This window comes from Lacihabitans sp. LS3-19 (genome assembly GCF_024343575.1).
Lineage (GTDB): Bacteria > Bacteroidota > Bacteroidia > Cytophagales > Spirosomataceae > Leadbetterella.
Map to the genome: position 1 here is coordinate 1 of NZ_RJUA01000013.1, position 13,466 is coordinate 13,466.

General features: G+C 34.0%; 10 protein-coding genes. All 10 read left to right on the top strand.

Annotation, left to right across the window (positions count from 1 at the left end; genetic code table 11):
* Positions 1-1,542, top strand: a 1,542-nt coding sequence (locus tag EGI22_RS10890; RefSeq protein WP_255068386.1) for a SprB repeat-containing protein, incomplete at its 5' end; no start/stop codon positions are given.
* A gap of 15 nt (positions 1,543-1,557) precedes the next feature.
* Positions 1,558-2,934, top strand: a complete 1,377-nt coding sequence (locus tag EGI22_RS10895) for a hypothetical protein (protein WP_255068387.1) — start codon at positions 1,558-1,560, stop codon at positions 2,932-2,934.
* 522 nt (positions 2,935-3,456) lie between these two features.
* A complete protein-coding gene (locus EGI22_RS10900) occupies positions 3,457-4,227 on the top strand; it encodes a LuxR C-terminal-related transcriptional regulator (protein ID WP_255068388.1) in 771 nt (256 codons plus the stop codon).
* 79 nt (positions 4,228-4,306) lie between these two features.
* A complete protein-coding gene (locus tag EGI22_RS10905) occupies positions 4,307-6,631 on the top strand; it encodes a TonB-dependent receptor (protein WP_255068389.1) in 2,325 nt (774 codons plus the stop codon).
* Positions 6,632-6,814: 183 nt separating this feature from the next.
* The gene (locus EGI22_RS10910; RefSeq protein WP_255068390.1) at positions 6,815-7,102 is read left to right on the top strand and encodes a hypothetical protein; all 288 of its coding nucleotides are present in this window, start codon (positions 6,815-6,817) and stop codon (positions 7,100-7,102) included.
* 13 nt (positions 7,103-7,115) lie between these two features.
* Positions 7,116-7,343 carry a hypothetical protein gene (locus EGI22_RS10915; RefSeq protein WP_255068391.1) on the top strand — a complete coding sequence of 76 codons (228 nt, stop codon included), beginning with the start codon at positions 7,116-7,118 and terminating at the stop codon, positions 7,341-7,343.
* Between the two features lie 207 nt (positions 7,344-7,550).
* The gene (locus EGI22_RS10920; protein WP_255068392.1) at positions 7,551-8,060 is read left to right on the top strand and encodes a hypothetical protein; all 510 of its coding nucleotides are present in this window, start codon (positions 7,551-7,553) and stop codon (positions 8,058-8,060) included.
* 218 nt (positions 8,061-8,278) lie between these two features.
* Entirely contained in the window at positions 8,279-8,884 is a 606-nt protein-coding gene (locus EGI22_RS10925; protein WP_255068393.1) for a hypothetical protein, read from the top strand.
* Between the two features lies 1 nt (position 8,885).
* Positions 8,886-10,568, top strand: a complete 1,683-nt coding sequence (locus EGI22_RS10930) for a CocE/NonD family hydrolase (RefSeq protein WP_255068394.1) — start codon at positions 8,886-8,888, stop codon at positions 10,566-10,568.
* Between the two features lie 282 nt (positions 10,569-10,850).
* Positions 10,851-13,259 carry a TonB-dependent receptor gene (locus EGI22_RS10935; protein WP_255068395.1) on the top strand — a complete coding sequence of 803 codons (2,409 nt, stop codon included), beginning with the start codon at positions 10,851-10,853 and terminating at the stop codon, positions 13,257-13,259.
* Positions 13,260-13,466: the final 207 nt, after the last annotated feature.

The following is a 13,466-nucleotide window of genomic DNA, read 5'->3' on the forward strand; positions in this document are numbered from 1 at the left end:
AATCCTGTTGGAGATGGTACAAAAAGTGTTTCGGGCTTATCGGCAGGAACGTGGATATGCACTGTAACCGATGCAATCGGAAATACTGCAACCAGTTTGTTTACTATCTCTCAGCCTTCTTTGTTAACAAGTACTGTTTTGTCTAAAACTGATGCAAGTTCGCAGTCTGCAAGTGATGGAGCAGCAGAAATAACTCTTGCCACAGGAGGTACTTCTCCATATATCTACAATTGGACTCCAGGAAATCCTTCTGGCGATGGAACTCCGGCTATAAGCAATTTAACAGTAGGCACATACACTTGCACAATTACAGATTCGAAAAGTTGTATAAAAACACTGAGCGTCGCTATTGGATCACCATTAACTCTAAATGCTGCCAGCCAAACAAATGTGAGTTGTTTTGGTGGTTCAAATGCTACAGCATCTGTAAATGAAGCAGAAGGTGGAACAGCTCCATATTCTTACAATTGGACACCCGGAAATCCAGTTGGAGATGGTACAAAAAGTGTTTCTGGCTTATCGGCTGGAACGTGGACTTGTACTGTTTCTGATGCGTTAGGAACAACTGCAATTGCAATTTTTTCCATTAGTCAAGCTACAGCTATAACGTTATCTCGCTCCCAACAAACCAATGTTTCGTTTTTTGGAGCGTCAGATGGAGCTGCTGTTGCAAATCTGCCCAATGGAGGCACACCTCCTTATTCTTATAATTGGACACCTGGTAATCCCATAGGAGATGGTACTTTATCTGTAAGTGGTTTAAATCAAGGAACTTGGACATGCCATGCCTTTGATTCCCAAGGATGCACGGGCTCTGTAACCTTTGAAATTGTCGAAAAGCTCAAAATAGATAATACAACGCAAACCAATGTTTCCTGTTTTGGGGGAGAAGATGGTGCCGCATCGGTAGGCCTAGTTGGGGGAAAAGCACCCTTTAGTTTTAATTGGACACCCGGAAATCCTGTTGGTGATGGGACCTCATCGGTATCTGGGCTAACGGCAGATAATTGGACATGCACCGTTACCGATGCTCAGGGTACAGTTTTGATTCAAAATTTTACGATTTTTCAACCTACTTTATTAAATATAAGTGCTTCTGAGTTTACCAATACATCTTGTCCAAATGGATCAAATGGTACAGCAAGTATTTTGTCTTTTGGAGGAGGCACTGGTCCTTACGCTTTTAATTGGACACCGGGAAATCCTGTAGGAGATGGTACTCCAAGCGTTAGTGGACTTCAGAACTTAACCTGGACTTGTACACTAACTGACTCAAAAGGTTGCTTTGTAAACAAATCGTTTGAAATCGGATCTGATTACGCAACAGGAAATATATTATTATCAAGTCCTGACGATAATTTAAATTCTGCTAGTTTAACTAAAAAGACAACTGGCACAATTGAGGCTAATATTATTTCTAATCAAGGCTCTACTCTTTCACTCATTTCAGAGAAGTCTATTCTTATGGATGGTCAACAGGGTATATTCGAGGTCAAAAAAGGGGCAGTTTTTGAGGCGAAGATAGAAGGATGTGAAAATTAAAATAAAACATTTATTATGAAAAAATACCTAATTGTAATTGCTCTTTCAACTATTGGATTTCTAAAAGTTTATTCTCAATCTATTGAATTGGTTCCAGCCAATGACTTGAACACTCCTGGTTTGCAAGTCAAAACTGACAATAGGAATTACGGTTTTATGTCCACCAAAAATAGCTTTGGCATTTTTGATTTCTATATTGATCGAGGTTTAACGGGCTTAGGTACAAGAATATCAAGTATCGATTTTGGGCCAGATTACGCAGCGATGTCCTCTTTCAGTGATAACTTTTTTTTTAATACTGCCAAAAGTTTCACTTTCGATAAATTGACAAACTCTTCCATCAGCCCAATTCTTCATTTAGATACAGACCTCGGTGTAGGTATTGGTACGTATGATCCTAAAAAAAGATTGCATGTAATGGGGGCTAACAATGGCAATAGTGGAGTAACACCACACCCCAATGGCCATGTTTTTTTTGAAAATAATAATGCATTTTATTTAGGGTTTGGCGTTCCAAATAACAAAGAATCAGGAATATTGTTTGGACGGCCTGATAAAGGAAGTACAAGTGGTGGGATAATTTACACACAAAATAAAATGCTACAGTTTAGAACCTTAAACAATGCCAATCGAATGGTAATTGATTCACTTGGAAATATCGGGATTGGCACGACAATTCCTTTAAATAAACTCCACGTAGAAGGTGATGCTTTTTTTAATTCAAATTTGTTTAAGGTAAATGCATCAACTATCGATTTAGATGGTACTGTATTCGCTAACAGGCTTATGATTGGGAATTTGGTTGCCAATACCCAGCTTCATGTTAGAGCAACAAACCCCACCATCAGACTCACTGAAGAAACCGGAGGCGACGGCCCAACAGATGGATTTGAGATAAATATGGATGCCACCAATGCCAACTTTAATAATTTCGACAACGGCAATATTTCTTTTCAAATCAATAATGGAGAAAAAATGAAGATTTTACCCAATGGAAATGTTGGGATAGCCGACGGTCTCCCTACCGTAAAACTTGCTGTTGGGGGTGATTTTGCTCTAAGCAGTAAAACCTCGAGCCACAGTACGGGTCAACTGAATAATTTCGCAAGAAACAACAAATCGGTAATAAGATTTAGTAGTGCTGGAGCTGTCACACTCACTGGTATTGAAGCCGGACCAGACGGCACTATTTTGTATATTTATACTACAGCATCAGTGAGTAGTTTAACTATTAAAAATGAAAATGCTTCAAGTGCTAGTGCAAACCAAATCATTACGGGTTTCCCTCCAGGACTTCCCACTGCCGACGAACAAATATTTGGTGAAGGTGCAGTTACACTTATTTATGATTCCACCTCTGAGAAATGGCGGATATTAAGTATAAAACAGTAATTCATGTCGTAGAATTTTCATAAGAATAAAAAATTGCTTTTTTACACTCTTCATTTTTTTAAAATTCTCTAATTAGTTAATTTCCATTTAGTTATCTTATAGCTTGTAAATGATTTATTGATAAAGGCTTAGGTAAAGCTGAATTCATCAGACATTAATTCTTTAATTTTTTTATTAGCATTCGAGTAAATACTAAAAATTGAATTTACAATTCATAAACAATTGAAAACCCGAAGGGGTGATGTTATTATTATAAAAATGCCCCCCATTCCAATAAAATAACCTGAAAGGGTTTAATATTCAAATAATTATAATAGGTTTTTTTATTTAGTCGTACGCCAGTAATTTTTTTTCATTAAAAATGTAAAAAAACATAACGAATCCCGTTTTTACTTGGAAGGTGTTAGAGAAAAGTCGAAAATGAACAAATACACATTGGAAAATTCCTTCATTTGCTTATTAAAAGGTAATTGATACTATTTTTGATTTTCTACCCTATATTGCCAATTGATTAAAAAATTTATGGAAGGATCAAATAATATAGCTGAGGTTTTTTTTAAATATCTTTTAACTTTTGGCTATGAAGAGGATACACTCGACTATCAAAAGGTTGAGAAACATACGAAATCATTACAAGTTTTATCTGAAATAGGAAATTCAGGAACCGGTATTTTTGATCTAAATAAAAGAGAATTTATTTTTTATTCTTCTAATTTTGGTGGACTACTAGGTTATAATTTGTCAGATTATGCCGAAAAAGGGCAAGAGTTTTTTGCTCAAAAAATTCATGCTGAGGATATTTTAAAGTGTAGTTTGAACGGAATTTCTTTCTTGAAAATATTGAATAATATTGATAATCAAGAAAAGCTAAATCATAAGCTTATTAGTGAATACAGAATGCTAAATGCTAAAAATGAGTACGTTAGATTAATAGAGCAATATCAGATTCTTGAATTGGATCAAAAAGGGCAAATTTGGCTAATGATGAATATTGTGGATGTTTCGCCCAATCAAGATGAGTTTGAAGGTGCCAAAAGTCAATTGCTTAACTACCGGTCTGGAAAAATAACAAATTTAGAAGATATTCCCAAAGCTCAAATAGAGTTAACTCCAAGAGAGATCGAAATTTTGAAATATGTAAAAGAAGGGCTTTTAAGTAAAGAAATATCCGATAAGCTTTCAATAAGTGTACACACTGTAAATACCCATCGCCAAAGATACCTTGAAAAACTAGGGGCCAATAATTCCTTAGAAGCAATAGTTTTTGCTTCTAAGTATGGGCTAGTAAATTAACCCATACTGATTTTTCAGTATTGTGCATAATAGAGCATAACCTGACCTTTGTGAATATTATCACATTAAATCAAGGTTTATGTTAGCTAGAATTTCATTATTTATTTTGTTTTCGACAAACATTTATTGTCAACATTATGCCCAATCTATAAGAGGAGTGGTTTTGGATATTTCTTCAAATCAACCCATTGCCTTTGCTAATGTTTCCATTAATTCATTAAATATTAGAACACAATCTGATAGTTTAGGGAATTTTCATTTAAAAAACGTACCTATTGGTAATCACAGTATTTTGGTATCTTCGGTAGGATATGAGTCATTTTTAGCAAATGAAATTGTTGTTATTTCGGCAAAAGAAACATTTTTGAATATTCAACTAAGAGAAAAACGAGCCACTTTAAAAGAAATTACGGTAAGGCCGAGAGTTAGTAAAGAAGAACCTTTAAATTCTACAGCTTCGGTTAGTGCCAAAATGTTAAGTGTTGAAGAAGCGAGACGTTTTGCTGGAGGATTTGATGATCCTGCAAGGTTGGTATCGGCATTTGCTGGTGTAAGTAGCAATGTCGGAAATAATGGAATCGTTGTAAGGGGAAACAGTCCGAAGTCTCTCCAGTGGAAATTTGAAGGAGTTGAAATATCAAACCCTAACCATTTTGCTGACGATGCGGCATTTGGAGGAGGCGTTTTGTCGGCATTGAGTAGCAATACCCTCGCAAATTCTGATTTTTTTACGGGGGCATTTCCAGCTGAATACAGTAACGCTCTATCTGGTGTTTTTGATATTTCAATGCGAAAAGGAAACAATCTAAATAGAGAAAATACTTTTCAGATTGGCATAACAGGTATAGACTTCGCTTCTGAAGGACCATTGAAAAAAGATGGGCTTTCCTCTTATATTGTTAATTATCGTTATTCTACATTAGCACTTTTAACCCCAATTTTGCCAGAAGGAGGAGGAAATGGTGTAAAATATCAGGACTTGTCTTTTAAGTTCAATTTGCCATCAAAAAAAGCGGGTACCTTTTCTGTTTGGGGACTTGCTTTAAAAGATTATACCGGCATTACAGCCAAATCAGATACTTTGAATTGGGAGTCGATTGACGATAGGCAGTCTCAAGATATAAGCTTATACATGGGTGCTTTTGGAGTTGGACATAAATATTTTATCAATGACCGTGTATATTTAAAATCTACTTTGGCTGCTACTTCCAATGGCTTTGATTTTAGCATAAACGAACTGCAAAAGAGTGGTAATCTTAGGCCTGAAAGCAATGTGAAAACTACTTTGACAAACTTTATATATACCACGTATATCAATTCAAAATTCAATGCTAAACACACCAATAAAACCGGAATAGTCTTTACCAATTTAAGGTATGATCTATTGCTTAATAAAAGAGTGGGGCAAAATATGGAATCGATATCGAATGAAAACGGAAGTAGTTTTTTACTAAACGCTTATACCAATTCTTCATTTAATATTTCAGATAAATTATTCATAAATATGGGCGTAAGTTCCCAGTTTTTTACTTTAAATAATAATTATACAATAGAGCCACGTTTGGGATTTAAATACCGAGTCAATCCTATACATCAGTTAAGTTTTGGTTATGGATTGCATAGCCGACTGGAGAAAATAAACTACTACTTTGCAAAAGACCAACTGAATAACAGTGAGTTAGTAAATAAAAATATGGATTTCACAAAAGCACATCATCTAGTGCTGGGTTATGATTTTAATATTTCAGAAAGCTTACATCTAAAAGTTGAATCGTATTTCCAAAGTTTATATAATGTGCCCGTAATTAAAGACAGTTCATATTCTTTTTTGAATTTAGTCAATGATTGGTTTTTTAATGAAAAACTTCAAAATACTGGGAAAGGAAGAAACTATGGAATAGATATTAGCCTTGATAAGTACCTTACCAAAGGTTGGTATTATACAGTCACGTCTTCTTTATTTAATTCTCAATATACTGGGGGCGATAATGTTTGGAGAAATACCCGATTCAATAGGAATTACGTTTTTAACCTTTTAATCGGTAAAGAAATCGTTTTTGGAAATTCAAATCAAAAATCTTTGGGGATAAATGGGCGGGTGAGTTTCCAAGGGGGTGATAGATATTCTCCTATCAACGTAATCACATCAAGTCGAATGCAAACTGTGGTTTTTGATGAAACGAGGGCATTTGAAAATCAACTTTCGGCCTCTACAGTCTCCCATTTAACTATTTCATACAGGGTAAATAAGCCAAAAACCACTCGGGAAATAGCACTGAAGGTTCTAAATGTAGGTCAATACCATGAGTTTTATGATTTTCGCTTTAACTATAAAACCCAGCTTGTAGAAGAACATCGAGAGGCTATTATAGTTCCAAATCTTAGCTATAGAATTTCTTTTTAATATTTTGAATATAGTTCTATATTTTAAGTATTGACGCTGAATTTAGCATGGACAGTTAACCAATTTTATGAAATTAATATTTCGCCTATCAGATTATAGTTCTTTGGTAAATTATTTACTGTTTTTAATTTTAAAATTCAATTTATGAAAACATCAATTTTAGTACAAATATTCAATTAGGTATTGGCATTTAGTTTTGCTCAATCAAAGCCAAGTGAACCTGAATTAAACAACACCGAATTAGAAGAAATGATGATCGTTAACCAAAAAATAAGAGAGTATTTTTATGAGGGTTTTACAAGTGAAATTGACGAAAAACACCGATTACGGGCGTTTGAATTATTGGCTGACAGAAAAGTTATCACCAAAAAGGATAAGTTTAATGCTGCTATTTTACGGCAAAATACCGATGCAATACTTTGTGATGGAAAACTAAAAAGTCTTGGTCCTGGATACTATTATTTAGCCTAGTGTATAGCCAAAAATGGATTTGGAGGAAGTATTATTACTATCACTACTTATTGATCGCTATTTGGTTTTTACGACAGGAATTCAAAAATATGGGACTCAGAAGTATTGGGACGAAGAAAAGAAAAAGCTTTTTTGGAGTCCTATTATTGAAAAAACAACTGATGAGGAAAGACGGAGAAATAAGACAAAACCATTAGCTGAGTTATTGAAGGAAATTAAAATAGCAAAGGGCCAAAACTGAACTTTTGATCTATTTTTATAAAAAGACGCTTGAAACTTGACTATTAAATTTAGGTAATTTATTCTAACTTTCTCAGCCGTTTTGAAATCTATTAAATATGAATACAAGTATTTGTGTATCCATTTCATAAGTATTAAAAAGAAAAAAAAATACAACTCAAATTTGCATTTAAAATGCTGTTAATTAACAATTTAAAAAAAATGATATATGAAAAAACAAAGTTTTATTAAAATAGGCTTGGCCTTATTAACCTCAATGATAATACTAAGTTTTGTTAAAAAAGACAAAATATTAATAGAAGGAACGTGGACCATTGCAGAGGTGAAAACTATTAGAGCAGACGGGTCTTCTTTTTCTACAATTCCACACCAAAGCCATGTTATATTTTCAAAAGATAATTATAGTTTTTGTTGGACAAGTGACACCACAAAGCTCAAAGATTGGTTTTTAGGTGATACAGAGAAATTGCAGCGTTTTAACCTATCAATCATTAATACAGGTACTTTTGAATTAAAAGATTCAATTCTTACAACGAAGGCAATTTTCGCTATGCACCCAATGTTTGTCAATGGGGAGGCCAAATTTAAATGCACTTTTATAGGAGATACCCTTGTATTAACAGGCTTAAGTGTTTTTTCTGAAGACAAACTTTCCCATCCAGTTTATGCCAATGGCTCTTATTTTATTAATAAACTTTTGAAGGTCAAAAAACAATAAAGCAAATTATTCAAAGGGATATTTTCGGTTTAAAATGAAATTAGTCTTAAAAAAATCTAATTATTGTGAGCTAAATATCAAATAAAACTGTGCAAAACTAAAAAAAATATTCCCTGGCAATGGAGAGTGTAGGGAAATTGGGGTGCTCAACTCTAGAATTAAGCTATTCAATAACCAATAATTTTATTTTGAATTCGAAGGATATAAATAATACCTTAATGACCAAAAAGCTTCATTATTTTTCAGGTTTAGTTTTAAGTGTTTTTGTTGGTTTTCATTTATTTAACCACTTCTGGAGCATATTTGGAGCCGAGGCACATATTGAAATGATGGATTCATTTCGCTTAGTTTATCGAAATCTAATAATTGAGTCGCTTTTGCTTTTAGCTGTAATTATTCAAATTTTCAGCGGCATTAAACTAATGGTATTTAAAAACGTTTTGAGTTCCTTTTTCGATCAACTTCATCATTGGTCTGGGATCTATTTGGCTTTTTTCTTACTTATTCATGTTTCTGCGGTTATAATAGGTAGATTGTTTTTAAAACTAGACACCAATTTTTACTTTGGAGTAGCGGGATTAAATACTTTTCCATTTTACTTTTTCTTTGTTCCTTACTATTTATTTGCCATTTTTTCTTTTTTTGCTCACATTGCTGCTATTCATCGCAAAAAAATGAAATATCATTTATTAGGTTTTTCTCCTGAAAAACAGTCTTTATTAATTTTAACTTTTGCCTTAATCTATTTAGGATGTACATTTTGGGGTTTAACAAACCATTTTGATGGCGTTTCAATTCCAGCTATTTTTAAGCTAAATTTTTAATATGATGAAGTATTTTTTATTATTCTTTATTCTATTTTCCTGCTATACTACAATTTATGCCCAAACAGCTATGCAAAATGGTGCTGAATACACCGTTCAAGATAGTGTTTTGATACCGACAAGAAGTGGTATTGACATTTCTGCAACTATCGTCCACAAAAGGACAAATTTTCAACCTTTGCCAGTTGTTCTTTTTTATACTACCTATTATCAAGGTAAAACTGATGATTTTTTTGCCAAGCTTTCAGCTGAGAGAGATTATATAGGAATTGTAGCTTATGCTCGTGGAATTCGGTCAGATTTAAAAGAATATGCACCTTACGAACATGAGGGGACTGATGTTTATGATATTATTGATTGGATAAGTAAACAATCTTGGTGTAATGGAAAAGTGGGAATGTTTGGAGGAAGTTATACTGGATATTCGCAATGGGCAACAGTTAAGCATATTCATCCTGCCTTAAAAACCATAGTTCCTCAAGTAGCAGTTATGCCAGGTTTTGATGCTCCCATGGAAAACAACGTACCTTATGGTAATATTTTAGGTTGGGCAAACGATAATATTTACAAAAATAAACTCTACGACAGAGGTTTAGTTTTTGAATGGTTTAATAGTGGAACTTCATTTAGAAGTTTAGATAGTTTAGGAAATCAGCCCAATCCAATTTTTCAGAAATGGTTACAACATCCAGATTACGATTCCTATTGGCAAGCTATGGTTCCAACACCTCAAGAATATTCAAAAATTAATATCCCAATTCTTTCTACCACAGGTTATTATGACGGTTCACAAATTGGTGCTATTGAATATTTTAAGCTACATAATAATTACAACAAAAAAGCTAACCATTATTTTGTGATTGGTCCTTATGATCATTGGGGTGGGCAAAGCAAACCACAAAAAAACCTTATGGGCTATGAAATTGATAGTGTTGCTAATATCAATATGAGAGAATTGGCCTTTCAATGGCTAGACTATATTTTAAAAGACCAACCCAAACCTGAATTACTTAAAGACAAGGTAAATTATCAGGTAATGGGAACAAATACATGGAAACACGCACCTTCATTGCAAGCAATTAATAATGACACCTTGACCTTCTATTTAGACCACGAACTATTGCTAAGTAAAAAGCCAAAAAAGAAAGCATACAAAAAACAAACAGTAGATTTTAAAAATAGGGAAAACCAAAACAATTATTATACTCCTGAAATTATTTTTGACTCTCTTGATGCAAGCAATGGTTTAATTTTTAAAACCGAACCAATTGGTACAGAATTCACTATAAATGGCTCTTTTACTGGGAATTTATTTACAACTATAAACAAAAAAGATATGGATGTTTCGATGGCATTATATGAACAAATGCCAGATGGAAAATATTTTTTCTTAACGCGTTATGTTGGCAGAGCAAGTTATGCTAAAGATAATTCGAAAAGACAACTGCTTAAATCAAATAAAAAAGAAAGCATTCCTTTTGATAATACCCGATTTGTAAGCAAAAAAATTAGTGAAGGAAGTCGCCTAGTTGTATTACTAAATATTAACAAGCATCCATTTGAAATTATAAATTATGGCTCTGGAAAACCAGTTTCGGACGAAACAATTATGGATGCAGGCAAACCCCTTCAAATAAAATGGCATAATGAAAGCTTTATCAATATTCCCATTTGGAAGAATTAAGGGGGGGCAAAAAGCTAAAGGTTTAAACAAACATAACTCATTTCAATGAGGTTATACATTATTGTATTTAAGTCTTTTGGTGATACTGATTTTGTTATCTTAAATCCCACCTACTTTTTAGGATTTAAACTTTCAATATTTCGAATGAAAAACTAAGTATTCTATTCCCAATTAAAATCACTAAAGGAATACTATTCAACTTAAAAAACGTTTTTCAAATATAAGCAAGTTTGTAGAAAGTTATTTTTACTAATATTGCAATTCATTTCATTTCCCTTCTCAATGAGCTTTAAAACAATTCTGAATTCTAGTTTTCTATTTTTATGGGTTTCGGGTGCAATAGCCCAAGGTTCGGTAACCGTTTCTGGTATTGTAGTTGACCAAAAAACCAAAGCTGGTTTGCCATTTGGAAATGTAGTTCTTAAAATTGAAAAAGACAGCAGTTTTGTACAAGGAACAGTTACTGACGAAGGAGGACGTTTTTCATTATCAAAGATAAAATCTGGCTTGTACCTTTTAGAAGTATCTTATATTGGGTATTTTACTAAAAAACAGACGTTATATGTCGGAAATCTAACACAGTTTTTGGACATTAAAGCTATCGAATTAGAAGAATCAGAAAAAGCTTTGAATGCCCTCGTGGTCACTGGAAAGGCCGAAGAAATTAGTGAAAAAATGGACAAAAAGACATTTTCACTTAAAGATAATATCAGCCAAAGTGGAGGCTCTGTTTTACAAGCCATGCAAAATCTGCCAAGCGTAACCGTACAAGACGGTAAAGTATTATTACGTGGAAGCGACAAAGTAACGGTTCTTATAGATGGCAAACAAACAGCCTTGACCGGTTTCGGAAGTCAGACCGGTTTGGATAATATTCCTGCATCTGCCATCGAAAAAATAGAAATTATCAATAATCCTTCTGCTAAATATGATGCCAATGGCAATGCCGGCATTATTAATATCATTTATAAACAAAACAAAAAAGAAGGCATCAATGGTAAAATTGGATTTACGACAGGCTTAGGTTCACTTTGGGTCAGGCGAGAAAACCTGCCCAATATCAGGCCTCAGTATACTTTCACACCTAAAATAAACCCAAGCGTATCGCTTAATTATAGAAAAGAGAAAGTCAATCTGTTTTTTCAGGGAGATTATTTATACACCGAAACCCTCAACAAAAACGAGTTTGTTACCCGTAATTACGACAATGGCGACATCATAAATTCACAGCTGAAACGTAACAGGAATACACACTTTACTACCATAAAAACAGGCATAGACTATACGATAAACGAGCAAAACTCATTTACGATTTCGGGACTTTACGGAGGCGAAAAAATTATAGACCGTGGCGATCAACCGTTTTTTAATGGCGATTTATCCGGCCGTTTGCGACTTTGGCAGTTTTTGGAAGATGAACTTAAAACCACATTTATGGCCACAGCAAACTTTCAACACAAATTTAAAGAAGCTGGACATTTGCTCAATATCGGCTTCAATTATACCTTTCACAGAGAAGACGAAAAATACTTTTACGACAATATTTTGTCCACAAGCACAGGAACAGACGCTTTCAAACTTTTGTCTGATGAGCAAGTTTATGATTTCAACATAGACTACATAAAACCCCTCAAATACGGTCGAATAGAAACTGGTGTAAAACTCCGCAACAGAAATATTCCCACCAATATGTTGTTTATACCCGGCACCAATTCAGTAATCGACGTCAATGCAGGTGGTTGGGCTACCTACAATGAGATTATTCCGGCGGTGTATGGCAACTATGTTTTTGAAAACAAAAAATGGGAAGCCGAGTTGGGCCTTAGGTTGGAATATGTAAAAATCCAATATGACGTAAATCCAGAACATATAGTATACAAAAGCGATGGCTATAATTACTCGCAGCCATTTCCAAATTTACGCTTGGCTTACAAAATAAACGACAACAACAAGCTATCGGTGTTTTATAACAGACGAGTTGACAGACCCAATGAAGTAGATATTCGAATTTTCCCTAAATATGACGACGCCGAAATCATCAAAGTGGGAAATCCGGCCCTTGGGCCGCAGTTTACCAATTCAGTGGAGTTGGGATACAAAACCAATTGGGAGAGTGGGAGTTTGTACAATGCCCTTTATCACAGATTTGCTGATGGTACCATAACTAGGATTTCGAGTACTGTGCCGGGTAGCAACATAATTTATGCTACTTTTCAAAACGTAAACAAGAGCTATAATACTGGTATTGAGATGGTTTTGGCTCAGAAAGTATCCAAAGTTTACGCTTTAAATTTTAACCTCAACGCATATCGAAATCAAATCGACGCATTTACAGTTACCAACAAATATCCGGTTACTCATACTTTTTCAGCCGAACAGAAGGAGGTTTTTTCGGGAAGCCTAAAGCTCAACAATACTTTTCGTTTTCAAAATGGTATCGATGCCCAATTGTCAGCCATCTATTTAGCACCTGATATTATTCCTCAGGGTAAAATCCAATCTAGGTTTTCATTGGACTTGGGTATAAAAAAGACCATTCAAAACGGTAAAGGCGAATTGTTTTGCAATGCTACCGACCTACTAAATACCATGATTATCAAAAAGGAAATTATTGGGCAAGGATTTAATTATACCAGCCAAGACTATTATGAAACGCAGGTAATTAGGGTAGGGTATAGCTATAAGTTTTGAAGCAGCACTCTTAAAAATTCTACAAAAGGCATGTCAGAACAAGATGAATGGGGTTTTTCAAATCAATTTTTATAAATAATTTTTAAGCTTTTTTTCTTTTTTGACAAAAAAATAATGTTGAATTATTTTCAATAGAACTACAAATTGTACCCATTTCCATTCAAAGTCTAAAATACGTCGAAAAGTATTTTATGATAAAAATAAAAG